Below are 23,403 nucleotides of genomic sequence, written 5' to 3'. Positions count from 1 at the left end.
AATGTTGCAACTATTAAAAAAGGTTACTAATTTTTCGATATGATTAGGAGAGAAACCTTTCTATTTGATTAGTTTTTCGGTATAATATGGATTGATTAAATAAAAATTAATGAGAACCTACTTTCATGATTTAAAAGTGTGTTCGTAATTTTGACAAAGAAAATAAGTGAGCATATCTCTTAATAGCTTTGGGCAAGAGGTGAATAATGAAGAAGATTGTATTTGTTTGTCTGGGGAATATTTGTCGTAGCCCAATGGCAGAATTTGTGATGAAAGAGCTGGACCAAGGAGAGTCTTTGCATATCGAAAGTCGCGCGACATCTTCATGGGAGCATGGAAATCCAGTTCATCAAGGTACCCAAAAGATTTTAAGGAAATATGCTATTTCTTTTGACTCTTCCAAGGGCTCACAGCAGATTAGTCAGGCTGATTTTGAGTTCTTTGATCTAGTTGTGGGAATGGATGAGTCAAATGTTGAGGATCTTCTACAGATATCTGCAGGGCATTATGACGATAAAATCAAGCTTTTCAGACCTGGTGGAGTGCCGGACCCATGGTACACAGGTGACTTTGAAGAAACATATAAATTGGTAACTGCAGGTTGTCGAGACTGGTTACAGTGGATTAAGGATAGACAATGAATTTTAAACAACTAAAGGATTTTGATTTTAAAAATATTGATATTGACCGAAATCAATTTGAGCGTATCACAGTAGGGGTTATTATTTTATGTGCCCTGTCCTTGTTTTTGGTGACTATAAAAACGCAACATTCTATCAAGATTGATGGGACTAAGATTACCTATAAAGGTCAGATGCAGAACCACCGTTTGAATGGTCAAGGAACTTTGACCTATGACAATGGTGATACCTACACAGGAGAATTTAAGAATGGTTCCTTTAATGGTCAAGGAACCTTCAAATCTCATGAGGGTTGGATTTATCAAGGTGAGTTCAAGTCTGGCCAAGCCGATGGCCAAGGAAAATTGACTACTGAAAATAAGGTTACCTACAAAGGGAAATTTAAACAGGGGATTTTTAAAGGATGAGAATTAACTGGTTTTCTTATATTCGTGTGACAGGACTATTTTTGGTTCTGATCTATCATTTCTTCCCAAGTGTTCTTCCTGGGGGCTTCATCGGTGTTGATGTCTTCTTTACCTTCTCAGGGTATTTGATTACAGCACTTTTGATTGATGAGGTATCTCGGACGCATCGCATTGATTACCTTGGTTTTATGCGACGACGCTTCTACCGGATCGTACCACCACTTGTGTTGATGGTGCTTATCTGTACCCCTTTAGCACTCTTGGTTCGAAATGATTTTATTGCAGGTATTGGACGTCAAATTACCTCTGTTATCGGTTTTGTAACTAACTATTATGAGATTCTGACTGGAGGAAATTACGAGAACCAGTTTAACCAGCATATTTACCTCCATACATGGAGTCTGGCTATTGAGGTTCACTATTATATTCTTTGGGGTGCCTTGCTTTGGTTCCTAGCTAAGCGTGTCAAACACCAAAATCAATTTAGAGGCCTAGTCTTTATGGTATCTCTTGCCTGCTTTATGATGAGCTTCCTATCAATGTTTATTAGTGCTTTCTTTGTTGATAGTTTTTCTCGCTTATATTTCTCATCAATTACGCATGCCTATCCATTCTTCCTAGGCTCGCTCTTTGCGACACTTTCAGGTGTGTATGAAACGACCGCTAGGTTCAAGAAAAATATACGTCTTTGGACTCTGAAAAAGACAGTCCTTTATATGGCAGGAAGTTTTGCTTTGCTCGTATTGTTGGGCTTAGTCCTTCATTTTGAGGAACGCATCACCTACCTATTTGGTTTTGTTTTGGCTAGTTTGTTCACGGCTGTTATGATTTACTCTGCCCGTGTCCTTCATGAGAAATTGCCTGGAAAATCAGAGCCTGCTCTTATTAGTTATCTGGCAGAGATCAGCTATAGTGTCTATCTTTTTCACTGGCCACTATATATTATCTTTAGTCAATTGACCAATAATATTATTGCAGTCATTCTGACAACGATTCTGTCAATTGTTTTTGCGACACTTTCCTACTATATAATAGAGCCATTTATTGCAGGAAGAAAGGCCAGTCTCTTTGGAATAGACTTAGACTTGACGCCGTACCGACATATTGTGCTTTATGTATTTAGTGGTCTTACCTTAATTACAGTGCTTATTTCTCTCTTTGCGCCGGCTGTAGGGAACTTTGAGAAAGATTTAGAAGCTAATGGGTTGTCGCAAGCTCAGACTAAAATGAAATTAACTCGTACAAATGCGGAGAACAGTCAGGCTACTTCATTTGGTGTGAATAAGGGAGTGACAGTTTTAGGGGACTCCGTAGCTCTTAGATCAAAAGATCAGCTGGAATCAAGTATTGATAATGTCGCTATAGATGCAGTAGTCAGTCGTAACCTATCAACAATCAACGATTTGCTTAAAGATTACGCGGATAGTAATGCTCTTGCTAAGGATGTTGTCATTGCTGGTGGTGTTAATGAGATTGACGACTATAAAGGCGTTATTAATAAAATCATCAAGAATTTACCTAAGGGTCACCATATTATCTTTGTAACACCATATAATGGAAGTAAATCTGGTAACGAGGCTCAATCTTTGCTTCAGTTACGTAAGTATGAGTTAGAGATGGCGGAGAAATATGACTTTGTGACAGTTGCTGACTGGTATCAAGTGGCTAAAGAAAATATTTCTATCTGGAATGGTACAGATGGGGTTCACTTTGGATCTGATAGCGACTCAATTAACCGTGGCGCTAAACTCTATACTAAGACAATTAAAGAAGCTATAGAGAAAGCTGATAAGGCACCAGTTAAGGGTGGTAAGAAATAATTAAGAGAGAAGACAAGTCTTGTCTTCTTTTTTATGGACAAATTTTGACTGCATTTTTTGTTTTGTGCTAAAATAAGCCTATGGCAAGAATATTAGATAATGATTTACTAGGAGATGAAGAGTATGTTGAGCGTACCCTTCGTCCTCAGTACTTTAAGGAATACATTGGTCAAGATAAGGTTAAAGACCAATTAAAGATTTTTATAGAGGCAGCTAAACTTCGTGATGAAGCCCTAGATCATACTCTTTTGTTTGGTCCTCCAGGTTTGGGGAAAACAACTATGGCTTTTGTGATAGCTAATGAGATGGGCGTCAATTTAAAGCAGACGTCTGGGCCAGCAATTGAAAAGGCTGGTGATTTAGTTGCTATACTCAATGACTTGGAGCCAGGTGATATCTTATTTATTGATGAGATTCACCGGATGCCTATGGCAGTTGAAGAAGTTCTTTATAGTGCTATGGAAGATTACTACATCGATATCATGATTGGTGCAGGCGAAACAAGTCGTAGTGTCCATCTAGAGTTACCACCGTTCACATTAGTAGGTGCAACTACTCGAGCAGGTATGTTGTCAAATCCATTGAGGGCTCGCTTTGGGATTAATGGTCATATGGAATATTATGAGCTACCAGATTTGAAGGAAATTATTGAACGTACTTCAGAAATCTTTGACATGACTATAACACCTGAAGCTGCTCTAGAGCTAGCACGTCGTAGCCGTGGGACCCCTCGTATTGCTAACCGCCTACTTAAGCGCGTGAGAGACTATGCACAAATCATGGGTGATGGCATCATTGATGATAAGATTGCAGACAAGGCGTTGACTATGTTGGATGTGGACCATGAAGGACTAGATTATGTCGACCAAAAAATTCTCCGCACCATGATTGAAATGTATGGTGGGGGACCAGTTGGTCTAGGTACCTTGTCAGTTAATATTGCAGAAGAGCGAGAAACGGTAGAAGATATGTACGAACCCTATCTAATTCAAAAGGGATTTATTATGCGAACACGAACAGGACGTGTTGCAACGGTTAAAGCCTATGAACACATGGGGTACGACTACACTCAAGAAAGTTGATAAAAAATCCATCGAAGATGGATTTTTTTGTTTAGGCAAAAAAGAAAATAAAGAAAAAGAAAAAAAACTTAAAAAATCCCTTGCAATGAGTAGGTTCTTTTGTTATTATATTATGGTGCTGTAAATACAGCGCTTAGCTATGATACAAGAGGTTGCGACACGCCTGGTTGCACTGCCACGCAATCCGTGTTGGTTTTCTTGAGGAGCTAGCCTATTATCTTAAATAGACGAAAGAGGAGAAAAAATGGCAAACAAAAAAATCCGTATCCGTTTGAAAGCTTACGAACACCGTACGCTTGATACAGCGGCTGAAAAAATCGTAGAAACTGCAACTCGCACAGGTGCGACAGTTGCTGGGCCAGTTCCACTTCCAACTGAACGTAGTCTCTACACAATTATTCGTGCGACTCACAAATATAAAGATTCTCGCGAACAATTTGAAATGCGTACACACAAACGTCTTATCGACATCATCAACCCAACTCAAAAAACAGTTGACGCTTTGATGAAACTTGATCTTCCAAGTGGTGTGAACGTAGAAATCAAACTTTAATTTAAAGTTTGATTCAATGAGCATAAAAAACGCTCGTTAAAAACTTTTTTGAGCATAAAAAACGCTCATAAAAAACTTTTTGAAAAAACAATAAAGTAAAGGAAATATTTTCTCATGACAAAAGGAATCTTAGGGAAAAAAGTGGGAATGACTCAAATCTTCACTGAAGCAGGTGAATTTATCCCTGTTACTGTCATCGAAGCTACTCCAAACGTTGTGCTTCAAGTTAAAACTGTTGAAACAGACGGTTACGAAGCAGTTCAAGTTGGTTTTGACGACAAACGCGAAGTATTGAGCAACAAACCTGCCAAAGGCCACGTAGCGAAAGCTAACACAGCTCCTAAGCGCTTCATTCGTGAATTCAAAAACATTGAAGGCTTGGAAGTTGGATCAGAAATCACTGTTGACACATTCGAAGCTGGAGATGTTGTTGATGTAACTGGTACTTCAAAAGGTAAAGGTTTCCAAGGTGTTATCAAACGCCACGGTCAATCACGCGGACCTATGGCTCACGGTTCTCGTTACCACCGTCGTCCAGGTTCAATGGGACCTGTTGCGCCTAACCGTGTTTTCAAAAACAAACACTTGGCAGGACGTATGGGTGGCAACCGTGTGACAATTCAAAATCTTGAAGTTGTACAAGTTATCCCAGAGAAAAACGTTATCCTTATCAAAGGTAACGTACCAGGTGCTAAGAAATCTCTTATCACTATCAAATCAGCAGTTAAAGCTGCTAAATAATAAGAAAGGAGAAATCAGTTAAAAATGGCAAACGTAAAACTATTTGACCAAACTGGTAAAGAAGTTAGCACAGTTGAACTTAACGACGCTATCTTCGGTATCGAACCAAACGAATCAGTAGTATTTGATGTCGTAATCAGCCAACGTGCTAGCCTTCGCCAAGGTACTCACGCGGTTAAAAACCGTTCAGCAGTATCAGGTGGTGGACGTAAACCATGGCGTCAAAAAGGAACTGGACGTGCTCGTCAAGGTTCTATCCGCTCACCACAATGGCGTGGTGGTGGTGTTGTCTTCGGACCAACTCCACGTTCTTACGGATACAAACTTCCTCAAAAAGTTCGTCGCCTTGCATTGAAATCTGTTTACTCAGCTAAAGTTGCAGAAGATAAATTTGTAGCGGTTGAAGCTCTTTCATTTGCAGCTCCAAAAACTGCTGAATTCGCAAACGTTCTTTCAGCTCTTAGCATCGATTCTAAAGTACTTGTTATCGTTGAAGAAGGAAACAAATTCGCTGAACTTTCAGCACGTAACCTTGCAAACGTAACTGTTGCAACTCCTGCAACTGCAAGTGTACTTGACATCGTAAACGCAGATAAACTTCTTGTTACTAAAGAAGCTATCTCATCAATCGAGGAGGTTCTTGCATAATGAATTTGTATGACGTAATCAAAAAACCTGTTATCACTGAGAAATCTATGGTTGCTCTTGAAGCAGGAAAATACACTTTCGAAGTTGATACACGTGCACACAAACTCTTGATCAAACAAGCAGTTGAAGCTGCATTTGAAGGTGTTAAAGTTGCTAGCGTGAACACTGTAACTGTTAAACCAAAACAAAAACGTGTTGGACGTTACACTGGTTTCACTTCAAAAACTAAAAAAGCTATCATCACTCTTACAGCTGATTCTAAAGCAATCGAGTTGTTTGCAGCTGAAGCTGAATAATCAAAGGAGAAATTAACGTGGGTATTAAAGTTTATAAACCAACGACAAATGGCCGTCGTAACATGACTTCTTTGGATTTCGCAGAAATCACTACAAGCACTCCTGAAAAATCATTGCTTGTTTCTCTTAAGAACAAAGCTGGTCGTAACAACAACGGTCGTATCACTGTACGTCACCAAGGTGGCGGACACAAACGTCACTACCGTTTGATTGACTTCAAACGTAACAAAGATGGCGTTGAAGCAGTTGTTAAAACAATTGAGTATGATCCAAACCGTACTGCAAACATCGCTCTTGTACACTACACTGACGGGGTTAAAGCTTACATCATCGCACCTAAAGGTCTTGAAGTAGGTCAACGTATCGTTTCAGGTCCAGATGCGGATATCAAAGTTGGTAACGCTCTTCCACTTGCAAACATCCCAGTTGGTACAGTTATCCACAACATTGAGCTTCAACCAGGTAAAGGTGCTGAACTTATCCGTGCTGCTGGTGCATCTGCTCAAGTTTTGGGTCAAGAAGGTAAATACGTACTTGTTCGTCTTCAATCAGGCGAAGTTCGTATGGTTCTTGGTACATGTCGTGCAACTATCGGTACTGTAGGTAACGAACAACAATCACTTATCAACCTTGGTAAAGCCGGCCGTAATCGCTGGAAAGGTGTTCGCCCAACAGTTCGTGGTTCTGTAATGAACCCTAACGATCACCCACACGGTGGTGGTGAAGGTAAAGCACCAGTTGGACGTAAAGCGCCATCTACTCCATGGGGTAAACCTGCGCTTGGTCTTAAAACTCGTAACAAGAAAGCTAAATCTGACAAACTTATTGTTCGTCGTCGTAACGAAAAATAATTTAGTCGCTTAGCACATAACATCCGCCAACTCGGTAGCACTTCTTAGTGCAAGCCGCTGTGGTACATTTAATTTAAAGGAGAAAACTACAAAATGGGACGTAGTCTTAAAAAAGGACCTTTCGTCGATGAGCATTTGATGAAAAAAGTTGAAGCTCAAGCAAATGACGAAAAGAAAAAAGTAATTAAAACTTGGTCACGTCGTTCAACGATTTTCCCAAGTTTCATCGGATACACTATCGCAGTTTATGATGGACGTAAACACGTTCCTGTTTACATCCAAGAAGACATGGTAGGTCACAAACTTGGTGAATTTGCACCAACTCGTACTTACAAAGGTCACGCAGCTGACGATAAGAAAACACGTCGTTAATAGGAGGAGGACACAATGGCAGAAATTACTTCAGCTAAAGCAATGGCTCGTACAGTGCGTGTTTCACCTCGTAAAACACGTCTTGTTCTTGATCTTATCCGTGGTAAGAACGTTGCTGATGCAATCGCAATCTTGAAATTCACTCCAAACAAAGCAGCTCGCATTGTTGAGAAAACTCTTAACTCTGCTATCGCTAACGCAGAAAACAACTTTGGTTTGGAAAAAGCTAACTTGGTAGTATCTGAAACATTCGCAAACGAAGGACCAACAATGAAACGTTTCCGTCCACGTGCGAAAGGTTCAGCTTCACCAATCAACAAACGCACAACTCACGTAACAGTAGTTGTGTCAGAAAAATAAGGAGGTAAACTCGTGGGTCAAAAAGTACATCCAATTGGTATGCGTGTCGGGATCATCCGTGACTGGGATGCGAAATGGTATGCTGAAAAAGAATACGCAGATTACCTTCACGAAGATTTGGCAATCCGCAAATTCATTCAAAAAGAACTTGCAGACGCTTCAGTTTCAACTATTGAAATCGAACGTGCTGTAAACAAAGTTATTGTTTCACTTCACACTGCTAAACCAGGTATGGTTATCGGTAAAGGTGGATCAAACGTTGACGCTCTTCGCGCTCAACTTAACAAATTGACTGGAAAACAAGTACACATCAACATCGTTGAAATCAAGAAACCTGATTTGGACGCTCACCTTGTTGGTGAAACAATTGCTCGCCAACTTGAGCAACGTGTTGCTTTCCGTCGTGCACAAAAACAAGCTATCCAACGTGCAATGCGTGCTGGAGCTAAAGGAATCAAAACTCAAGTATCAGGTCGTTTGAACGGTGCAGATATCGCCCGTGCAGAAGGATACTCTGAAGGTACAGTTCCGCTTCACACACTTCGCGCTGATATCGATTACGCTTGGGAAGAAGCTGACACAACTTACGGTAAACTTGGTGTTAAAGTTTGGATCTACCGTGGAGAAGTTCTTCCAGCTCGTAAAAACACTAAAGGAGGCAAATAACAAATGTTAGTACCTAAACGTGTTAAACACCGTCGTGAATTCCGTGGAAAAATGCGCGGTGAGGCTAAAGGTGGTAAAGAAGTATCATTCGGTGAATACGGTCTTCAAGCTACAACTAGCCACTGGATCACAAACCGTCAAATCGAGGCTGCTCGTATTGCCATGACTCGTTACATGAAACGTGGTGGTAAGGTTTGGATCAAGATCTTCCCACACAAATCATACACTGCTAAAGCTATCGGTGTACGTATGGGTTCTGGTAAAGGGGCACCTGAAGGTTGGGTAGCACCAGTTAAACGTGGTAAAGTAATGTTCGAAATCGCAGGTGTTTCTGAAGAAGTTGCACGTGAAGCGCTTCGTCTTGCTAGCCATAAATTGCCAGTTAAATGTAAATTCGTGAAACGTGAAGCAGAATAAGGAGAAGACATGAAACTTGAAGAAATCAAAAAGTTTGTTGCTGAGCTTCGTGGCTTGTCTCAAGAAGAGCTTGCTAAAAAAGAAAACGAACTTAAGAAAGAACTTTTCGACCTTCGTTTCCAAGCTGCAGCAGGTCAACTTGATCAAACTGCCCGTTTGAACGAAGTGAAAAAACAAATTGCACGTGTTAAAACTGTGCAATCTGAAATCAAATAATAGATTGGGAAAGGAGCAATTCTAATAATGGAACGTAATCAACGTAAAACCCTTGTTGGACGCGTAGTATCTGACAAGATGGATAAAACAATCACAGTTGTAGTTGAAACTAAACGTAACCACCCAGTCTATGGTAAACGTATCAACTATTCTAAAAAATACAAAGCACATGATGAAAACAACGTTGCTAAAGAAGGCGATATCGTTCGTATCATGGAAACTCGCCCACTTTCAGCTACAAAACGCTTCCGTCTTGTAGAAGTTGTGGAAGAAGCTGTTATTATCTAATAAAACTAAAAGGAGACAATTGAAATGATTCAACAAGAAAGTCGCTTAAAAGTTGCTGATAATAGCGGTGCTCGTGAAATCTTGACTATCAAAGTTCTTGGTGGTTCAGGACGTAAATTCGCTAACATCGGCGACGTTATCGTTGCAACTGTTAAACAAGCTACACCAGGTGGAGCTGTTAAAAAAGGTGATGTTGTTAAAGCTGTTATCGTTCGTACAAAAACTGGTGCTCGCCGTCCAGACGGTTCATACATCAAGTTTGATGACAACGCTGCAGTAATCATCCGCGATGACAAAACTCCTCGTGGAACTCGTATCTTTGGCCCTGTTGCACGTGAATTGCGTGAAGGTGGATACATGCGTATCGTATCTTTGGCGCCAGAAGTACTTTAATCTGAATTAACACAAACTTAGTCCCCTGATATATTCAGGGTGCCCATTAGGGCGTAAGAAATAATAGGAGAAATACTCAAATGTTTGTAAAAAAAGGCGATAAAGTTCGCGTTATTGCTGGTAAAGACAAAGGAACTGAAGCAGTAGTTCTTAAAGCTCTTCCAAAAGTAAACAAAGTTGTTGTTGAAGGTGTTGCAATCATCAAAAAACACCAAAAACCATCAGCTGAAAACCCTCAAGGTGCTATCGTGGAAAAAGAAGCACCAATCCACGCTTCAAACGTTCAAGTTCTTGACAAGAACGGTGTAGCTGGACGTGTAGGTTACAAAGTTGTTGACGGCAAAAAAGTTCGTTACAACAAAAAATCAGGCGAAGTGCTTGACTAATCACGAAGGAAAGGAGAAAGTATTAAATGGCTAACCGTCTTAAAGAAAAATACACTAACGAAGTAATTCCAGCTTTGACTGAAAAATTTAACTATTCTTCAGTTATGGCTGTGCCAAAAGTTGATAAAATCGTTATCAACATGGGTGTTGGTGAAGCTGTAAACAACGCTAAAACTCTTGAAAAAGCTGCTGCTGAGTTGGCACTTATTTCAGGTCAAAAACCATTGATTACTAAAGCTAAGAAATCAATCGCTGGCTTCCGTCTTCGTGAAGGTGTAGCGATCGGTGCTAAAGTTACCCTTCGTGGTGAACGCATGTACGAATTCTTGGATAAATTGGTATCAGTATCACTTCCACGTGTTCGTGACTTCCATGGTGTTCCAACTAAATCATTTGATGGACGTGGTAACTACACACTTGGTGTTAAAGAACAACTTATCTTCCCAGAAATCAACTTCGACGATGTTGATAAAGTACGTGGTATGGATATCGTTATCGTAACTACTGCTAACACTGACGAAGAAGGTCGTGAATTGCTTAAAGGCCTTGGAATGCCTTTTGCAAAATAATCTAGGAGGTAAATAAATTGGCTAAAAAATCAATGATTGCTAAGAACAAACGCCCTGCGAAGTTCTCTACGCAAGCTTACACTCGTTGCGAACGTTGTGGACGTCCACACTCAGTTTATCGCAAATTTAAACTTTGCCGTGTTTGCTTCCGTGAATTGGCTTACAAAGGTCAAATTCCAGGTGTTACCAAAGCTTCTTGGTAAAAACATGATATATTCAAGTTAGTTTTACCTAATTTGAATATATTAAACACAATCTGAGCCTAGCTCAATCATTAACTAGCAAGTGAATTATTCAAACTACTAGTAAGAGGAGAAAATATAAAATGGTTATGACTGACCCAATTGCAGATTTCTTGACACGTATTCGTAACGCTAACCAAGCTAAACACGAAGTACTTGAAGTACCTGCATCAAACATTAAAAAAGGTATCGCTGAAATCCTTAAACGTGAAGGTTTCGTTAAAAACGTTGAAGTTATCGAAGATGACAAACAAGGTATCATCCGCGTATTCTTGAAATACGGACAAAACGGTGAACGTGTTATCACTAACTTGAAACGTATCTCAAAACCAGGTCTTCGTGTTTACTCTAAACGTGAAGATGTTCCTAAAGTTCTTAACGGACTCGGAATCGCGATCATCTCTACTTCAGAAGGTCTTTTGACTGACAAAGAAGCTCGTCAAAAGAACGTTGGTGGAGAAGTTATCGCTTACGTTTGGTAAGAAGCTGATCCTAAGCACTTATCTCAAATGATTTGTGCGAGTTTCGTTGATTATATTCGATGAGACTTATCCCCGTGAAAACTAGTCACTTTGTGGCTTGATAATCTAACAGGAGAATTAAATACTATGTCACGTATTGGTAATAAAGTTATTACTTTGCCTGCGGGTGTTGAAGTAACAAACAACGATAACGTTGTTACTGTTAAAGGCCCTAAAGGCGAACTCACTCGTGAGTTTAACAAAAACATTGAAATCAAAGTTGAAGGCAACGAAGTTACACTTCACCGTCCAAACGACTCAAAAGAAAACAAAACAATCCACGGTACTTCACGTGCAAACTTGAACAACATGGTTGTTGGTGTTTCTGAAGGTTTCAAAAAAGAACTTGAAATGCGCGGTGTCGGATATCGTGCGCAACTCCAAGGAACAAAACTTGTTCTTTCAGTTGGTAAATCTCACCAAGACGAAGTTGAAGCTCCAGAAGGTATTACTTTTGAAGTACCATCTGCAACTTCAATCGTTGTAAGTGGTATTAACAAAGAAGTTGTTGGTCAAACAGCTGCTTACATCCGTAGCCTTCGTTCACCAGAACCTTACAAAGGTAAAGGTATCCGTTACGTTGGTGAATACGTACGTCGTAAAGAAGGTAAAACTGGTAAATAATAGGATTTTATCCTTTTGGCAATTCTTTTTGGATTGTCTCTTTACCAAAAGCTCTCATGAGCAAGCATTATAATTAAGAGGTGAAAATTGTGATTTCGAAACCAGATAAAAACAAACTCCGCCAAAAACGCCACCGTCGCGTTCGCGGAAAACTCTCTGGAACTGCTGATCGCCCACGTTTGAACATTTTCCGTTCTAATACAGGCATCTACGCTCAAGTTATTGATGACGTAGCGGGTGTAACGCTCGCAAGTGCATCAACTCTTGATAAAGAAGTTTCTAAAGGAACTAAAACAGAACAAGCCGTTGTTGTCGGTAAACTTGTTGCTGAACGCGCAGTAGCTAAAGGTATTTCTGAAGTGGTGTTTGACCGCGGTGGATATCTCTATCACGGACGTGTTAAAGCTTTGGCTGACTCAGCTCGTGAAAACGGATTGAAATTCTAATAGGGAGGACACTTAATAATGGCATTTAAAGATAATGCAGTAGAACTTGAAGAACGCGTAGTTGCTATCAACCGTGTTACTAAAGTTGTAAAAGGTGGACGCAACATGCGTTTTGCTGCTCTTGTTGTTGTTGGTGACCGTAATGGTCGCGTAGGATTTGGTACTGGTAAATCTCAAGAGGTTCCAGAAGCTATCCGTAAAGCAGTTGAAGCAGCTAAGAAAAACCTTATCGAAGTTCCTATGGTTGGTACAACTATTCCTCACGAAGTTCGTTCAGAATTTGGTGGAGCGAAAGTATTGTTGAAACCAGCTGTTGAAGGGGCTGGGGTTGCCGCTGGTGGTGCAGTTCGTGCCGTCATCGAATTGGCGGGTGTTGCTGATGTAACATCTAAATCACTCGGTTCAAACACTCCAATCAACATCGTTCGTGCGACTGTTGAAGGATTGAAACAACTTAAACGTGCTGAAGAAGTTGCGGCTCTTCGTGGCATCTCAGTATCTGACTTGGCATAAGAAAGGAGATAACAATGGCTCAAATTAAAATTACTTTGACTAAGTCTCCAATCGGACGCAAACCAGAACAACGTAAAACAGTTGTTGCTCTTGGACTTGGTAAATTGAATAGCTCAGTTGTTAAAGAAGACAACGCTGCTATCCGTGGTATGGTCAACGCAGTATCTCACTTGGTAACTGTGGAAGACGTTAAATAAAAATTGATTTAAGTCGTGAGGGTTCCCTTGCGACTTAAACTGAATTTCATGTATAGGCGAGTTTCTAATTGAGCTACCTTACTTGGTTAGAGGCGCTAGCATTTTACAAAAAGAGGAGAAAATAATAATGAAACTTCATGAATTGAAACCTGCTGAAGGTTCTCGTAAAGTCCGTAACCGTGTAGGTCGTGGTACTTCATCTGGTAACGGTAAAACTTCAGGCCGTGGTCAAAAAGGTCAAAAAGCTCGTAGCGGTGGTGGCGTACGTCCAGGATTTGAAGGTGGACAAACTCCATTGTTCCGTCGTCTTCCAAAACGTGGATTCACTAACATCAACGCTAAAGAATACGCACTTGTAAACCTTGATCAATTGAACGTCTTTGAAGATGGTACAGAAGTAACTCCAGCAGTTCTTAAAGAAGCTGGAATCGTTCGTGCTGAAAAATCAGGCGTTAAAGTTCTTGGTAACGGCGAATTGACTAAGAAATTGACTGTTAAAGCAGCTAAATTCTCAAAATCTGCTGAAGCAGCTATCACTGCTAAAGGTGGTTCAATCGAAGTCATCTAATGAGGGGTAACTCATTATGTTCTTTAAACTATTAAAAGACGCATTGAAAGTCAAAAACGTTCGTAATAAGATTTTATTTACAATCTTCATTATTTTCGTTTTTCGTGTAGGGACTCATGTAACAGTTCCTGGTATCAATGCGGAAAGTTTGAAACAATTAAGTGATTTACCTTTCTTGAACATGCTTAACTTGGTGTCTGGTAATGCCATGAATAACTTCTCTATCTTCTCGATGGGGGTTAGTCCTTACATTACAGCATCAATCATTGTCCAACTTTTGCAGATGGATATTTATCCAAAATTTGTAGAGTGGGGCAAACAAGGGGAAGTTGGTCGTCGTAAATTGAACCAAGCGACTCGCTACATCACTCTTGTTTTAGCCTTTGTTCAATCGATTGGTATTACAGCAAGTTTTAATACTCTCTCATCAATTTCATTGGTTAAAACACCAAATGTTTCAACCTACCTATTGATTGGGACAATTCTAACTGCTGGTAGCATAATTGTGACATGGCTTGGTGAACAAATCACAGATAAAGGTTTTGGTAATGGTGTGTCAATGATTATCTTTTCAGGGATCATTGCTTCTATTCCAAAAATGTTCTCAACAATTTACGAGGATTTCTTTGTCAACGTTCGTTCAGGAGAATTGACTCGTTCATATATCATAGTTGCTTTGCTAATTGTGGTAGGTTTGGCGATTGTCTTCTTTACGACATTTGTTCAACAGGCAGAATATCAAATTCCAATTCAATATACTAAATTGGTTCAGGGGGCTCCAACGAGTTCTTACCTTCCATTGAAAGTAAATCCAGCTGGTGTTATTCCCGTTATCTTTGCTAGCTCGATTACAACAATTCCTAGTACTATTCTTCCATTCTTCTCGAAGGTTACATGGTTATCACACTTACAAGGACTACTCTCGTATAATACACCTAGTGGAATGATTACTTACGCGATATTGATTATCTTATTCTCATTCTTCTACACATTTGTCCAAGTAAATCCTGAAAAAACTGCTGAAAATCTTCAAAAGAATGGATCTTACATTCCTAGTGTTCGTCCAGGTCGTGAGACTGAAAAGTACATGTCTTCATTGCTTAAGAGATTGGCAACAATCGGGGCTGTATTTCTCGCGTTTATTTCATTGGCTCCAATTGCGGCTCAACAGTTTATGCACCTTACAAGCTCGATCGCGCTTGGTGGTACATCTCTCTTGATCTTGATTTCAACTGGTATCGAAGGTATGAAACAACTCGAAGGTTACCTATTGAAACGTCAGTACGTTGGATTTATGAATCTTGAAGACTAAGTCTTCTCATGAACAATTGAGAGGGAAAGAAAGGTTACTTTCTGTCCCTTCTCTTTTGTTTTTTGATAACTCTACCAATGTGTTAAAACCTTGATAGAGTTATTTGAAAACAAAAATAAGGAGTTCGTAAGATGAATCTTTTAATTATGGGTCTACCAGGTGCTGGTAAAGGGACTCAAGCTGCAAAAATTGTTGAGGAATTTGGTGTAGCTCACATCTCAACTGGTGATATGTTCCGTGCTGCTATGGCTAACCAAACAGAAATGGGAACTTTGGCAAAATCATTCATCGATAAAGGTGAATTGGTACCAGATGAAGTGACAAACGGAATCGTTAAAGAGCGTTTGGCTGAATCTGATATTGCTGAAAAAGGTTTCTTGCTAGATGGTTATCCACGTACTATTGAGCAAGCTCATGCATTGGATGAAACATTGAAAGCACTTGGTATTAAACTTGACGGTGTAATCAATATTGAAGTTAATCCAGAGAGTTTGGTTGAACGTCTTTCAGGTCGTTTCATTTGTCGCTCATGTGGTGCAACATATCATAAAGTATTCAACCCAACTAAGGTTGAAGGAACATGTGATGTTTGTGGCGAACATGAATTCTTCCAACGTGAAGATGACAAACCTGAAACTGTTAAACGTCGTCTTGACGTAAACATTGCTCAAGGTGAGCCAATTATTGCACATTATCGTGAGCTTGGTCTTGTATCAGATATTCAAGGTAACCAAGATATCGATGATGTATTCGCTGATGTTAAAAAAGCGATTGCAGCAATTAAATAATTATATAATCTTACTTGCGTATCAGACTTAAGCATGTTATAATACTTTAGTCTGACTTATAATTGTTACCTCTGTGCTCAGAGGAAATCAAATCGAAATTTTAGGGGGTACTTTTGCGTGGCAAAAGAAGACGTGATTGAAATTGAAGGTAAAGTTGTAGAAACTATGCCTAATGCTATGTTTACTGTTGAATTGGAAAATGGACACCAAATTTTGGCGACAGTTTCTGGTAAAATCCGTAAAAACTACATTCGTATTTTGGTCGGTGACCGTGTGACTGTTGAAATGAGTCCTTATGATTTGACACGTGGACGCATCACATACCGCTTTAAATAATCGAAATAATTGGAGGGATTAAAACATGAAGGTAAGACCATCGGTTAAACCAATTTGCGAATACTGTAAAGTTATTCGTCGTAACGGTCGTGTTATGGTAATTTGTCCAACAAATCCAAAACACAAACAACGTCAAGGATAATATAGAAAGGAGAAATCATGGCTCGTATTGCTGGAGTTGACATTCCAAACGATAAACGTGTAGTAATTTCACTTACTTACGTATACGGTATCGGACTTGCAACATCTAAGAAAATCTTGGCTGCTGCAGGCGTTTCTGAAGACATCCGCGTTAAAGATTTGACAAACGATCAAGAAGACGCTATCCGTCGCGAAGTGGATGCAATCAAAGTTGAAGGTGACCTTCGTCGTGAAGTTAACCTTAACATCAAACGTTTGATGGAAATCGGTTCATACCGTGGTATCCGTCACCGTCGTGGACTTCCTGTCCGTGGACAAAACACTAAAAACAATGCCCGCACTCGTAAAGGTAAAGCTGTTGCGATTGCAGGTAAGAAAAAATAATTAAAATAAAATAGGAGGTAAAAACATTGGCTAAACCAACACGTAAACGTCGTGTGAAAAAGAATATCGAATCTGGTATTGCTCACATTCACGCTACTTTCAATAACACTATTGTTATGATTACAGATGTGCATGGTAACGCTGTAGCATGGTCATCAGCTGGTGCTCTTGGTTTCAAAGGTTCTCGTAAATCTACACCATTTGCTGCACAAATGGCTTCAGAAGCTGCTGCTAAATCTGCACAAGAACATGGTCTTAAAACAGTTGAAGTAACTGTTAAAGGTCCTGGTTCAGGTCGTGAGTCTGCTATCCGTGCTCTTGCTGCTGCAGGTCTTGAAGTAACAGCAATCCGTGATGTAACACCTGTACCACATAATGGTTGTCGTCCTCCAAAACGTCGTCGTGTGTAATCTTTAATAACAATAGTACACAAGGTTCGTTTCGAGGGAGTATAATAAATGATTGAGTTTGAAAAACCAATAATAACAAAAATTGATGAAAATAAAGATTACGGCAAATTTGTCATCGAACCACTAGAACGTGGTTATGGTACAACTTTGGGTAACTCTCTTCGTCGTGTACTTTTGTCATCACTTCCAGGTGCTGCCGTAACATCAATTAAGATTGATGGAGTACTCCACGAATTTGATACCGTACCAGGCGTCCGTGAAGACGTGATGCAAATCATCCTTAATATTAAAGGACTTGCTGTAAAATCTTACGTCGAAGACGAAAAAACAATTGAACTTGATGTCCAAGGTCCAGCTGAAGTTACTGCTGGAGATATCTTGACTGATAGCGACATTGAAATTGTTAACCCTGATCATTATCTTTTCACTATCGCTGAAGGAGCTTCTTTGAAAGCGACTATGACAGTAGCTACAAACCGTGGTTATGTTCCAGCAGATGAAAACAAGAAAGATGATGCACCAGTGGGAACATTGGCTGTAGATTCAATCTACACACCAGTGAAAAAAGTCAATTATCAAGTTGAACCTGCCCGTGTAGGTAGCAACGATGGTTTTGATAAATTGACAATCGAAATCATGACAAACGGAACAATCATCCCTGAAGATGCCCTCGGTCTCTCGGCTCGCGTTTTGATTGAACACTTGAACTTGTTTACTGACCTTACTGACGTTGCTAAAGCTACTGATGTAATGAAAGAAACTGAAAAAGTGAACGATGAAAAGGTGCTTGACCGTACCATCGAAGAACTTGATTTGTCTGTACGCTCATATAACTGTTTGAAACGTGCCGGTATTAATACCGTTCATGATTTGACAGAAAAAACTGAGCCTGAAATGATGAAAGTCCGTAACCTAGGTCGTAAATCTCTTGAAGAAGTCAAAGTTAAGTTGGCTGATCTTGGACTTGGACTCAAAAACGATAAATAATAATATAGGAGGATAACATGGCTTACCGTAAACTTGGACGCACAAGCTCACAACGTAAAGCGGTTCTTCGTGATTTGACTACAGATCTTATCATTAACGAAGCAATCGTTACAACTGAAGCACGTGCTAAAGAAATCCGTAAAACAGTTGAAAAAATGATCACTCTTGGTAAACGTGGTGATTTGCACGCACGTCGTCAAGCAGCTGCATTTGTACGTAACGAAATTGCATCTGAAAGCTATGATGAAGCAACTGATAAATATACATCAACAACTGCTCTTCAAAAACTTTTCTCAGAAATCGCACCTCGTTATGCTGAACGTAACGGTGGATACACTCGTATCCTTAAAACAGAACCACGTCGTGGCGATGCTGCCCCAATGGCAATCATCGAACTTGTTTAATTTTTATCAATTTTGTTGAGTGTTATGATGATGGAATAGCTTAGCTTTTCTTAGTCTAGCTCTGGTCTACCGCTGGGCAAACGCCTAGCGGGAACACTCATCATAAAAATGGGAATAAATAAGCATGTAACGCTTGTTTACGAAAGGTAATACTGTTATTTTTCGTAAGCAGGCGTTTTTTTGGGCTATAAATCGTCTGAATATTTTGATATAATGAAATAAGCTTATTTCAAAAAGGGGGACATTATTTTGACAACAGCCAAGGAACTGCTTAAGCAAAGGTATTATGAGCCAATTAAGGAGCAACCGGAATTATTTGTGGGGATTGAGTTGGAATACCCAGTTGTTAATTTGAGTGGTAATGCTACAGATGTCTCTCTTACAAAACAGTTACTAGTCTATCTCTTGGATAATTTTGATTTTCAAGCTGATAAGTATGATTCTGATAACAATCCTATTCAGCTTATTGATAAAGCTTCTGGAGATATGATTCTTTTTGAAGTCTCCTACAATACGATTGAGTTTGCTTTTGCAAAGGCTGAAAGAATCTCTGAGGTTGAGGAACGTTTGGATACTTACCTCGGTATAATCCAACCTTATCTGCAGAATCATAATCATGAGTTGCAAGGTTGGGGAGTGAATCCAAACTGGGTAAAAAATGACAACAGATCTGTTAAATCTCCTCGTTATGAGATGCTTATGGATTTTCTCGAGTTATCTAAAGCAAAGAAGGATCCTTTCTTTCATGATTATCCAGAATATGGTTCTTTCATCTGTGGGAGTCAGGTACAGTTAGATGTTTCAAAAACGTCCTATTTAAGGGTTTTAAATGCTTTTAATCAAATAGAGGGACCCAAGGCAGTATTATTGGCAAACTCTGAATTTTGGGGTTCTGATTGGGATTTAGCGCTTTCCCGTGATGTTTTCTGGGAGAATTCCATGCATGGTGTGTTTGAGGAAAATGCAGGGGTATTTCCTAAGGTGTTTAAGAGCGAAGATGACTATTTTTCTTACTTGTCTGAGACAGCCATTTTTACTGCCAAGCGTGGTGATGAAACCTACTATTTTGAACCAATACGTGCTAAAGACTATCTAAGTACGTCATCTGTCAAAGCACACTCTATTCATGGCAAAGTAGTCACTATTGAGCCAAGTGAGGAAGATTTTAAGACTCACCGTTCTTATCAATTCCAAGATTTAACGACACGAGGGACGATTGAGTTTCGCAGTGTTTGTACCCAACCTTTCTCATTAACCTTTGCACCAGTAGCCTTTCACCTTGGTCTTTTAGTCAATTTGGAAAATCTGGAAAATATTTTGAATGACTCACCTTTTTTTGAAGCATTTGACTATGATTTTCCTAGAATTCGTCGTTTATTTTCGAAAAAAGATATTTCTGCTACAGACCTCAAAATGATTTTACCTTTGACAGAATCGTTATTGGCTTGTGCTGAGGATGGCTTAAAATCGCGTGGTTTTGGAGAAGAAGTCTACTTAGCTCCCCTTAGAGAGAAATTAGATAAACTGAATAAGAGTTTAGGTTAATCTTTGATAAAAGATATAATAGATAACTTTTGCTAAAAAATTTAAAAAAAGGCAAAAAAGTATTGACGTCAGTAAACAATAAATGGTATTATATAGTAGTTGTTTCGAAAGAGACAAGAGAAAGTTATAAAAACTTTCAAAAAAAGTATTGACACAAGTTGTCAATCTTGATATAATAACTAATGTTGTTAGCGGAAATGGCGGAATTGGCAGACGCGCAGGACTAAGGATCCTGTGACCGCTTTAGGTCGTGAGGGTTCAAGTCCCTCTTTCCGCAGAGTAACCAGTCAGATGACTGGTTTTTTTGTATTAAAAAATCAAAACGCTTACAAATTGTAGAAAAGCTAGTTTTTTGAGTCTAATTGTGATAGAATAAACTTGTAAACGGGTTCAAACCCAAAAAAATATAGGAGGCCTTTATAATGGCAATCGTTTCAGCAGAAAAATTTGTCCAAGCAGCTCGTGATAATGGTTACGCAGTTGGTGGATTTAACACAAACAACCTTGAGTGGACTCAAGCTATCTTGCGTGCAGCAGAAGCTAAACAAGCTCCAGTACTTATCCAAACTTCTATGGGTGCAGCTAAGTACATGGGTGGTTACAAATTGTGTAAAGTTCTTATCGAAGAATTGGTTGAATCAATGGGTATTACTGTACCAGTTGCTATTCACCTTGACCACGGTCACTACAATGATGCTTTGGAATGTATCCGTGTAGGTTACACTTCAGTTATGTTTGACGGTTCACACCTTCCAGTTGAAGAAAACCTTGAAAAAGCAGCTAAAGTTGTTGAATTTGCACACGCTAACGGTGTATCAGTTGAAGCTGAAGTTGGTACAATCGGTGGTGAAGAAGATGGTATCATCGGTGATGGTGAATTGGCACCAATCGAAGATGCTAAAGCTATGGTTGCAACTGGTATCGACTTCCTTGCAGCAGGTATCGGTAACATCCATGGTCCTTACCCAGAAAACTGGAGCGGACTTCACCTTGACCACTTGCAAAAATTGACAGAAGCTGTTCCTAACTTCCCAATCGTATTGCACGGTGGATCAGGTATTCCTGACGATCAAATCCAAGCAGCTATCAAACTTGGTGTTGCTAAAGTTAACGTTAACACTGAATGTCAAATCGCATTTGCTAACGCAACACGTAAATTTGTTGCTGAATACGAAGCAAATGAAGCAGAATACGACAAGAAGAAACTCTTCGACCCACGTAAATTCTTGAAACCAGGTTTCGAAGCTATTACAGAAGCTGTTGAAGAACGTATCGACGTATTCGGTTCAGCAAACAAAGCTTAATTAGACTATATAAGCTTGAAAATAAAGGGTTTGTCCAATGTGGACAAGCCTTTTTCTTATGTTTTGCCACAGATTTGCCACACTTATTGTGTAAGAGTATCAAGGATAGGTATAATTTGATCCTTTGTTTTTTTAGTGATATGCAAATAAATTTCTGTTACTCGACTACCTCTAGAATGTCCAACACGATCTTGAATAGCCTCTAAAGGTACTCCTTGTTCAGCCAAGAAGCTGATATGCGTGTGTCGGAAGATATGAGTTGTAATATGTTTCTTGAAACTAAGCTTATTGTCAATATCGATTCCTGCCCGTCTCGGGTTTCCCTTGCGGTTTAGTTTACCATTTTCTGAAGAATTGAGGAAGTTGTTTAAGACACTGTAATGAAGAGGAGTACCATTGTAATCAGGTTTATGGATGCTCTTAGAGGTGAAAATCCATCCATTATCTTTATAATCAGGATTGAATCTTATATGTTGGTGATTTAACTCAATTTCCTCTTTAAGAATTTCGATAGCCCTTTTAGATAATTGGACATTTCGGTAACTTTGTAAGTTTTTTACATTACCTTCATAGCTATCTTCTGAGGCTCCTCCATGAGTAGCACGAGTTCTAATAACTGAGGCTATATTTTTATTAAAATCAATAGCTTCCTCCTTTAAACCGAGCACTTCACCAATACGCATTCCGGTTAGTGCTTGAAATTCAAAAATACGTGCATACTGTTCATTGTACTTACGAACAATGGATAATACTTCTTTGAGTTCCCACGATTCAAGATATTGATCTTCTATATCCGATTTCTTTAAACAATCTAATTCGTCAGAAAGCCCTTTCCTACCAATACTTATATAGGGCATTGGATTTTGGTCAGGAGAAATGTAATCATGAAGAATGGCAAACTTATAGATTGATGTTAAATCGGATTTTACACCTTGTGCGAGTCTTTTATGGTTTCCTATAGGATAAAGATTATCAAGTAAGTTTTTAATTAAACTAGATGGAATATTTTTTAAAATCGAATCCTTAGGGATTTGCTTAGTAATATGGTTACGGTATCTACCATCTTCACCTGCTAATGTTTTAGGAGCAACTAGTTGTCTTTCAACTCGTTCATTATGCCATTCATTCCAGACCTCATCAAGCGTGATATCTGATTTTTCTAGAAGAATTGTTCTAGTCAGCTCTTCATAAACTTTATTGCCCTTCTCTTGAAGTTCTTTATGAATAATAGCTTTAATTTGCGGAGACAGTTTTATTTTTCCTGTGATATCCTTTTTATTGGCGATAGTATACCAATCAGATAGAATTTCTCTGCGTTTATTCGTTAACGGGTTATTGAAGTAGGTTCTAAATTTTACTTCAATATATCCAGTTTTATCAGCAGGTCTTGTTGTTTTTTGAGTAATATTAGCTATTTTAACTTGCTCCATTATCCCACCTCCTTAAATCGTTTATTTTGCCTATAGCGTAAGAAATTTAAGAAACCCTCGAAGTTGATCCAAACAGTTCTGTGACCGGAATTAATCACATAGTCTTTGAATTGGGGATTCATTCTCATCTCAGTTAGCAGATTGTTTAAGGTCTTCAATTTTAATCCTTCAAATCTTTTCATTAATGCTAACTTATCACCCCATTCGGCTTTGCAGTTTTCAACTGGTACGTATTTAAGCTTTAGCATAAATAACTCCTTTCTATTTTCCAATAACATAAGTAAATTGTTTTGCTGTTTCTGCATCAAAAGTACGGTAGCTAACGACTCCTAGGCCTTTGACATTTGATTCAGAGATAAGGATTGAGCCATCTGATTTGACTTGTTCTACAAAGGCAACGTGTCCATAGGTTGGTTCTGCACCAGCTTGTCCTGGGCTAAAAGATAGTGCGGAGTGTTCGGTAGGGCTATGAGTTGTTTGGTAACCAGGGGCATTCATCCATTGACCACCATTTCCCATATATTCTCCGAAGCTAACACCGACTT

General features: G+C 39.3%; 38 protein-coding genes and 1 tRNA gene. 36 read left to right on the top strand and 3 right to left on the bottom strand.

All coding sequences use genetic code 11. The annotated features are described in order from the left end of the window. Nucleotides 1-206 precede the first annotated feature (206 nt). The 36 genes from HMPREF1519_RS02990 to HMPREF1519_RS02820 all read left to right on the top strand — a co-directional run bounded on the left by HMPREF1519_RS02990 (nucleotide 207) and on the right by HMPREF1519_RS02820 (nucleotide 21,428). Complete coding sequence (locus tag HMPREF1519_RS02990) at nucleotides 207-641, top strand: low molecular weight protein-tyrosine-phosphatase (protein WP_022496078.1); 435 nt, start codon at nucleotides 207-209, stop codon at nucleotides 639-641. Then, the gene (locus tag HMPREF1519_RS02985) at nucleotides 638-1,048 is read left to right on the top strand and encodes a membrane protein (RefSeq protein WP_002885750.1); all 411 of its coding nucleotides are present in this window, start codon (nucleotides 638-640) and stop codon (nucleotides 1,046-1,048) included. The genes HMPREF1519_RS02990 and HMPREF1519_RS02985 overlap by 4 nt, the downstream gene beginning before the upstream one ends. Then, on the top strand, nucleotides 1,045-2,868 hold the full coding sequence (locus HMPREF1519_RS02980) for an acyltransferase family protein (protein ID WP_037611156.1): 1,824 nt from the start codon (nucleotides 1,045-1,047) through the stop codon (nucleotides 2,866-2,868). The genes HMPREF1519_RS02985 and HMPREF1519_RS02980 overlap by 4 nt, the downstream gene beginning before the upstream one ends. An 80-nt stretch (nucleotides 2,869-2,948) precedes the next feature. Next, nucleotides 2,949-3,950, top strand: a complete 1,002-nt coding sequence (gene ruvB / locus HMPREF1519_RS02975) for a Holliday junction branch migration DNA helicase RuvB (RefSeq protein ID WP_002887068.1) — start codon at nucleotides 2,949-2,951, stop codon at nucleotides 3,948-3,950. Nucleotides 3,951-4,194: 244 nt separating this feature from the next. Next, complete coding sequence (rpsJ, locus tag HMPREF1519_RS02970; RefSeq protein WP_002885653.1) at nucleotides 4,195-4,503, top strand: 30S ribosomal protein S10; 309 nt, start codon at nucleotides 4,195-4,197, stop codon at nucleotides 4,501-4,503. Nucleotides 4,504-4,617: 114 nt separating this feature from the next. Then, nucleotides 4,618-5,244, top strand: coding sequence for a 50S ribosomal protein L3 (gene rplC / locus HMPREF1519_RS02965; protein ID WP_002885755.1), 627 nt, complete (start codon nucleotides 4,618-4,620; stop codon nucleotides 5,242-5,244). Nucleotides 5,245-5,268: 24 nt separating this feature from the next. Continuing rightward, nucleotides 5,269-5,892, top strand: coding sequence for a 50S ribosomal protein L4 (gene rplD / locus HMPREF1519_RS02960; protein WP_002885795.1), 624 nt, complete (start codon nucleotides 5,269-5,271; stop codon nucleotides 5,890-5,892). Continuing rightward, a complete protein-coding gene (locus tag HMPREF1519_RS02955; RefSeq protein WP_002885771.1) occupies nucleotides 5,892-6,188 on the top strand; it encodes a 50S ribosomal protein L23 in 297 nt (98 codons plus the stop codon). Before rplD ends, HMPREF1519_RS02955 begins: the two co-directional genes overlap by 1 nt. Nucleotides 6,189-6,205: 17 nt before the next feature. After that, nucleotides 6,206-7,039, top strand: a complete 834-nt coding sequence (gene rplB, locus HMPREF1519_RS02950; RefSeq protein WP_002885867.1) for a 50S ribosomal protein L2 — start codon at nucleotides 6,206-6,208, stop codon at nucleotides 7,037-7,039. A gap of 93 nt (nucleotides 7,040-7,132) precedes the next feature. Next, the gene (rpsS, locus tag HMPREF1519_RS02945; RefSeq protein WP_000533765.1) at nucleotides 7,133-7,411 is read left to right on the top strand and encodes a 30S ribosomal protein S19; all 279 of its coding nucleotides are present in this window, start codon (nucleotides 7,133-7,135) and stop codon (nucleotides 7,409-7,411) included. A 15-nt stretch (nucleotides 7,412-7,426) separates the two neighbouring features. Continuing rightward, on the top strand, nucleotides 7,427-7,771 hold the full coding sequence (rplV, locus tag HMPREF1519_RS02940) for a 50S ribosomal protein L22 (RefSeq protein WP_002887063.1): 345 nt from the start codon (nucleotides 7,427-7,429) through the stop codon (nucleotides 7,769-7,771). A gap of 12 nt (nucleotides 7,772-7,783) precedes the next feature. Further along, complete coding sequence (rpsC, locus tag HMPREF1519_RS02935; protein WP_002885727.1) at nucleotides 7,784-8,437, top strand: 30S ribosomal protein S3; 654 nt, start codon at nucleotides 7,784-7,786, stop codon at nucleotides 8,435-8,437. Nucleotides 8,438-8,440: 3 nt separating this feature from the next. Beyond that, a complete protein-coding gene (gene rplP / locus HMPREF1519_RS02930; RefSeq protein ID WP_000960950.1) occupies nucleotides 8,441-8,854 on the top strand; it encodes a 50S ribosomal protein L16 in 414 nt (137 codons plus the stop codon). Between the two features lie 9 nt (nucleotides 8,855-8,863). Then, nucleotides 8,864-9,070, top strand: coding sequence for a 50S ribosomal protein L29 (gene rpmC, locus HMPREF1519_RS02925; protein ID WP_002885754.1), 207 nt, complete (start codon nucleotides 8,864-8,866; stop codon nucleotides 9,068-9,070). 27 nt (nucleotides 9,071-9,097) lie between these two features. Then, nucleotides 9,098-9,358 (top strand): 30S ribosomal protein S17, encoded by a 261-nt coding sequence (gene rpsQ / locus HMPREF1519_RS02920; RefSeq protein WP_002885836.1) that lies wholly within the window; start codon nucleotides 9,098-9,100, stop codon nucleotides 9,356-9,358. 24 nt (nucleotides 9,359-9,382) lie between these two features. Further along, a complete protein-coding gene (rplN, locus tag HMPREF1519_RS02915) occupies nucleotides 9,383-9,751 on the top strand; it encodes a 50S ribosomal protein L14 (protein WP_002885711.1) in 369 nt (122 codons plus the stop codon). A gap of 80 nt (nucleotides 9,752-9,831) precedes the next feature. Next, nucleotides 9,832-10,137: a 50S ribosomal protein L24 gene (rplX, locus tag HMPREF1519_RS02910; RefSeq protein ID WP_002885874.1), complete on the top strand. Its 306-nt coding sequence runs from the start codon at nucleotides 9,832-9,834 to the stop codon at nucleotides 10,135-10,137. 26 nt (nucleotides 10,138-10,163) lie between these two features. Next, entirely contained in the window at nucleotides 10,164-10,706 is a 543-nt protein-coding gene (rplE, locus tag HMPREF1519_RS02905; protein ID WP_002887058.1) for a 50S ribosomal protein L5, read from the top strand. Nucleotides 10,707-10,723: 17 nt separating this feature from the next. Beyond that, a complete protein-coding gene (locus HMPREF1519_RS02900; protein WP_001085699.1) occupies nucleotides 10,724-10,909 on the top strand; it encodes a type Z 30S ribosomal protein S14 in 186 nt (61 codons plus the stop codon). A 122-nt stretch (nucleotides 10,910-11,031) separates the two neighbouring features. Continuing rightward, the gene (gene rpsH / locus HMPREF1519_RS02895; RefSeq protein WP_002885642.1) at nucleotides 11,032-11,430 is read left to right on the top strand and encodes a 30S ribosomal protein S8; all 399 of its coding nucleotides are present in this window, start codon (nucleotides 11,032-11,034) and stop codon (nucleotides 11,428-11,430) included. Between the two features lie 126 nt (nucleotides 11,431-11,556). After that, nucleotides 11,557-12,093 (top strand): 50S ribosomal protein L6, encoded by a 537-nt coding sequence (rplF, locus tag HMPREF1519_RS02890; protein ID WP_002887056.1) that lies wholly within the window; start codon nucleotides 11,557-11,559, stop codon nucleotides 12,091-12,093. Between the two features lie 89 nt (nucleotides 12,094-12,182). Further along, nucleotides 12,183-12,539: a 50S ribosomal protein L18 gene (gene rplR, locus HMPREF1519_RS02885; RefSeq protein WP_002885810.1), complete on the top strand. Its 357-nt coding sequence runs from the start codon at nucleotides 12,183-12,185 to the stop codon at nucleotides 12,537-12,539. Between the two features lie 18 nt (nucleotides 12,540-12,557). Continuing rightward, nucleotides 12,558-13,052, top strand: a complete 495-nt coding sequence (rpsE, locus tag HMPREF1519_RS02880) for a 30S ribosomal protein S5 (RefSeq protein WP_002885626.1) — start codon at nucleotides 12,558-12,560, stop codon at nucleotides 13,050-13,052. 14 nt (nucleotides 13,053-13,066) lie between these two features. Further along, complete coding sequence (gene rpmD, locus HMPREF1519_RS02875) at nucleotides 13,067-13,249, top strand: 50S ribosomal protein L30 (RefSeq protein WP_002885773.1); 183 nt, start codon at nucleotides 13,067-13,069, stop codon at nucleotides 13,247-13,249. 127 nt (nucleotides 13,250-13,376) lie between these two features. Further along, nucleotides 13,377-13,817: a 50S ribosomal protein L15 gene (gene rplO, locus HMPREF1519_RS02870; protein WP_002885849.1), complete on the top strand. Its 441-nt coding sequence runs from the start codon at nucleotides 13,377-13,379 to the stop codon at nucleotides 13,815-13,817. Nucleotides 13,818-13,833: 16 nt separating this feature from the next. Next, on the top strand, nucleotides 13,834-15,129 hold the full coding sequence (secY, locus tag HMPREF1519_RS02865; protein ID WP_002892081.1) for a preprotein translocase subunit SecY: 1,296 nt from the start codon (nucleotides 13,834-13,836) through the stop codon (nucleotides 15,127-15,129). 131 nt (nucleotides 15,130-15,260) lie between these two features. Then, nucleotides 15,261-15,917 carry an adenylate kinase gene (locus HMPREF1519_RS02860; RefSeq protein ID WP_002885632.1) on the top strand — a complete coding sequence of 219 codons (657 nt, stop codon included), beginning with the start codon at nucleotides 15,261-15,263 and terminating at the stop codon, nucleotides 15,915-15,917. A gap of 117 nt (nucleotides 15,918-16,034) precedes the next feature. Continuing rightward, nucleotides 16,035-16,253: a translation initiation factor IF-1 gene (gene infA, locus HMPREF1519_RS02855; protein WP_001040189.1), complete on the top strand. Its 219-nt coding sequence runs from the start codon at nucleotides 16,035-16,037 to the stop codon at nucleotides 16,251-16,253. A 25-nt stretch (nucleotides 16,254-16,278) separates the two neighbouring features. Continuing rightward, the gene (gene rpmJ / locus HMPREF1519_RS10245) at nucleotides 16,279-16,395 is read left to right on the top strand and encodes a 50S ribosomal protein L36 (protein ID WP_000868345.1); all 117 of its coding nucleotides are present in this window, start codon (nucleotides 16,279-16,281) and stop codon (nucleotides 16,393-16,395) included. A 17-nt stretch (nucleotides 16,396-16,412) separates the two neighbouring features. Beyond that, nucleotides 16,413-16,778, top strand: coding sequence for a 30S ribosomal protein S13 (gene rpsM, locus HMPREF1519_RS02850; protein WP_002885820.1), 366 nt, complete (start codon nucleotides 16,413-16,415; stop codon nucleotides 16,776-16,778). A 26-nt stretch (nucleotides 16,779-16,804) separates the two neighbouring features. Further along, nucleotides 16,805-17,188: a 30S ribosomal protein S11 gene (gene rpsK, locus HMPREF1519_RS02845; RefSeq protein WP_002885718.1), complete on the top strand. Its 384-nt coding sequence runs from the start codon at nucleotides 16,805-16,807 to the stop codon at nucleotides 17,186-17,188. A gap of 48 nt (nucleotides 17,189-17,236) precedes the next feature. Further along, a complete protein-coding gene (locus tag HMPREF1519_RS02840) occupies nucleotides 17,237-18,175 on the top strand; it encodes a DNA-directed RNA polymerase subunit alpha (protein ID WP_002887046.1) in 939 nt (312 codons plus the stop codon). A 17-nt stretch (nucleotides 18,176-18,192) separates the two neighbouring features. Further along, complete coding sequence (gene rplQ, locus HMPREF1519_RS02835) at nucleotides 18,193-18,579, top strand: 50S ribosomal protein L17 (RefSeq protein ID WP_002885709.1); 387 nt, start codon at nucleotides 18,193-18,195, stop codon at nucleotides 18,577-18,579. Between the two features lie 249 nt (nucleotides 18,580-18,828). After that, nucleotides 18,829-20,124 carry a hypothetical protein gene (locus tag HMPREF1519_RS02830; RefSeq protein WP_021144708.1) on the top strand — a complete coding sequence of 432 codons (1,296 nt, stop codon included), beginning with the start codon at nucleotides 18,829-18,831 and terminating at the stop codon, nucleotides 20,122-20,124. 191 nt (nucleotides 20,125-20,315) lie between these two features. Then, nucleotides 20,316-20,401 (top strand) — tRNA-Leu (locus tag HMPREF1519_RS02825). Between the two features lie 145 nt (nucleotides 20,402-20,546). Further along, nucleotides 20,547-21,428 carry a class II fructose-bisphosphate aldolase gene (locus HMPREF1519_RS02820; protein WP_002887043.1) on the top strand — a complete coding sequence of 294 codons (882 nt, stop codon included), beginning with the start codon at nucleotides 20,547-20,549 and terminating at the stop codon, nucleotides 21,426-21,428. An 83-nt stretch (nucleotides 21,429-21,511) separates the two neighbouring features. On the opposite strand, the gene HMPREF1519_RS10655 is transcribed toward HMPREF1519_RS02820, so the two are convergent. The 3 genes from HMPREF1519_RS10655 to HMPREF1519_RS02805 form a co-directional block, all read right to left on the bottom strand. Then, a complete protein-coding gene (locus HMPREF1519_RS10655) occupies nucleotides 21,512-22,858 on the bottom strand; it encodes a tyrosine-type recombinase/integrase (protein WP_051413950.1) in 1,347 nt (448 codons plus the stop codon). Beyond that, complete coding sequence (locus HMPREF1519_RS02810; protein WP_037611155.1) at nucleotides 22,858-23,106, bottom strand: hypothetical protein; 249 nt, start codon at nucleotides 23,104-23,106, stop codon at nucleotides 22,858-22,860. Before HMPREF1519_RS02810 ends, HMPREF1519_RS10655 begins: the two co-directional genes overlap by 1 nt. A gap of 13 nt (nucleotides 23,107-23,119) precedes the next feature. Next, nucleotides 23,120-23,403, bottom strand: a 284-nt coding sequence (locus HMPREF1519_RS02805) for a CHAP domain-containing protein (protein ID WP_156024869.1), incomplete at its 5' end; no start/stop codon positions are given.

It is taken from the genome of Streptococcus sp. SR4, from assembly GCF_000517725.1.
Taxonomy (GTDB): Bacteria; Bacillota; Bacilli; order Lactobacillales; family Streptococcaceae; genus Streptococcus; species Streptococcus salivarius_F.
Note: the sequence above shows the minus strand (reverse complement) of the source record. Positions and strands in the feature narration are given on the sequence as shown.

What these genes read in the sequence shown, in the direction of transcription:
- HMPREF1519_RS02955 (WP_002885771.1), top strand. Translation starts at nt 5,892, where the DNA reads ATGAATTTGTATGACGTAATCAAAAAACCTGTTATCACTGAGAAATCT.
- rpsH (WP_002885642.1), top strand. Translation starts at nt 11,032, where the DNA reads ATGGTTATGACTGACCCAATTGCAGATTTCTTGACACGTATTCGTAAC.
- rpsS (WP_000533765.1), top strand. Translation starts at nt 7,133, where the DNA reads ATGGGACGTAGTCTTAAAAAAGGACCTTTCGTCGATGAGCATTTGATG.
- rpsM (WP_002885820.1), top strand. Translation starts at nt 16,413, where the DNA reads ATGGCTCGTATTGCTGGAGTTGACATTCCAAACGATAAACGTGTAGTA.
- rplX (WP_002885874.1), top strand. Translation starts at nt 9,832, where the DNA reads ATGTTTGTAAAAAAAGGCGATAAAGTTCGCGTTATTGCTGGTAAAGAC.
- HMPREF1519_RS10655 (WP_051413950.1), bottom strand. Translation starts at nt 22,858, where the DNA reads ATGGAGCAAGTTAAAATAGCTAATATTACTCAAAAAACAACAAGACCT.
- rplE (WP_002887058.1), top strand. Translation starts at nt 10,164, where the DNA reads ATGGCTAACCGTCTTAAAGAAAAATACACTAACGAAGTAATTCCAGCT.
- HMPREF1519_RS02840 (WP_002887046.1), top strand. Translation starts at nt 17,237, where the DNA reads ATGATTGAGTTTGAAAAACCAATAATAACAAAAATTGATGAAAATAAA.
- HMPREF1519_RS02980 (WP_037611156.1), top strand. Translation starts at nt 1,045, where the DNA reads ATGAGAATTAACTGGTTTTCTTATATTCGTGTGACAGGACTATTTTTG.
- rplF (WP_002887056.1), top strand. Translation starts at nt 11,557, where the DNA reads ATGTCACGTATTGGTAATAAAGTTATTACTTTGCCTGCGGGTGTTGAA.
- rpmD (WP_002885773.1), top strand. Translation starts at nt 13,067, where the DNA reads ATGGCTCAAATTAAAATTACTTTGACTAAGTCTCCAATCGGACGCAAA.
- rpsE (WP_002885626.1), top strand. Translation starts at nt 12,558, where the DNA reads ATGGCATTTAAAGATAATGCAGTAGAACTTGAAGAACGCGTAGTTGCT.
- rplQ (WP_002885709.1), top strand. Translation starts at nt 18,193, where the DNA reads ATGGCTTACCGTAAACTTGGACGCACAAGCTCACAACGTAAAGCGGTT.
- HMPREF1519_RS02860 (WP_002885632.1), top strand. Translation starts at nt 15,261, where the DNA reads ATGAATCTTTTAATTATGGGTCTACCAGGTGCTGGTAAAGGGACTCAA.
- HMPREF1519_RS02985 (WP_002885750.1), top strand. Translation starts at nt 638, where the DNA reads ATGAATTTTAAACAACTAAAGGATTTTGATTTTAAAAATATTGATATT.
- rplV (WP_002887063.1), top strand. Translation starts at nt 7,427, where the DNA reads ATGGCAGAAATTACTTCAGCTAAAGCAATGGCTCGTACAGTGCGTGTT.
- rpmC (WP_002885754.1), top strand. Translation starts at nt 8,864, where the DNA reads ATGAAACTTGAAGAAATCAAAAAGTTTGTTGCTGAGCTTCGTGGCTTG.
- HMPREF1519_RS02990 (WP_022496078.1), top strand. Translation starts at nt 207, where the DNA reads ATGAAGAAGATTGTATTTGTTTGTCTGGGGAATATTTGTCGTAGCCCA.
- rplP (WP_000960950.1), top strand. Translation starts at nt 8,441, where the DNA reads ATGTTAGTACCTAAACGTGTTAAACACCGTCGTGAATTCCGTGGAAAA.
- rplN (WP_002885711.1), top strand. Translation starts at nt 9,383, where the DNA reads ATGATTCAACAAGAAAGTCGCTTAAAAGTTGCTGATAATAGCGGTGCT.
- rplC (WP_002885755.1), top strand. Translation starts at nt 4,618, where the DNA reads ATGACAAAAGGAATCTTAGGGAAAAAAGTGGGAATGACTCAAATCTTC.
- ruvB (WP_002887068.1), top strand. Translation starts at nt 2,949, where the DNA reads ATGGCAAGAATATTAGATAATGATTTACTAGGAGATGAAGAGTATGTT.
- rpsQ (WP_002885836.1), top strand. Translation starts at nt 9,098, where the DNA reads ATGGAACGTAATCAACGTAAAACCCTTGTTGGACGCGTAGTATCTGAC.
- HMPREF1519_RS02810 (WP_037611155.1), bottom strand. Translation starts at nt 23,106, where the DNA reads ATGCTAAAGCTTAAATACGTACCAGTTGAAAACTGCAAAGCCGAATGG.
- rpsJ (WP_002885653.1), top strand. Translation starts at nt 4,195, where the DNA reads ATGGCAAACAAAAAAATCCGTATCCGTTTGAAAGCTTACGAACACCGT.
- rplD (WP_002885795.1), top strand. Translation starts at nt 5,269, where the DNA reads ATGGCAAACGTAAAACTATTTGACCAAACTGGTAAAGAAGTTAGCACA.
- HMPREF1519_RS02820 (WP_002887043.1), top strand. Translation starts at nt 20,547, where the DNA reads ATGGCAATCGTTTCAGCAGAAAAATTTGTCCAAGCAGCTCGTGATAAT.
- rplO (WP_002885849.1), top strand. Translation starts at nt 13,377, where the DNA reads ATGAAACTTCATGAATTGAAACCTGCTGAAGGTTCTCGTAAAGTCCGT.
- secY (WP_002892081.1), top strand. Translation starts at nt 13,834, where the DNA reads ATGTTCTTTAAACTATTAAAAGACGCATTGAAAGTCAAAAACGTTCGT.
- rpmJ (WP_000868345.1), top strand. Translation starts at nt 16,279, where the DNA reads ATGAAGGTAAGACCATCGGTTAAACCAATTTGCGAATACTGTAAAGTT.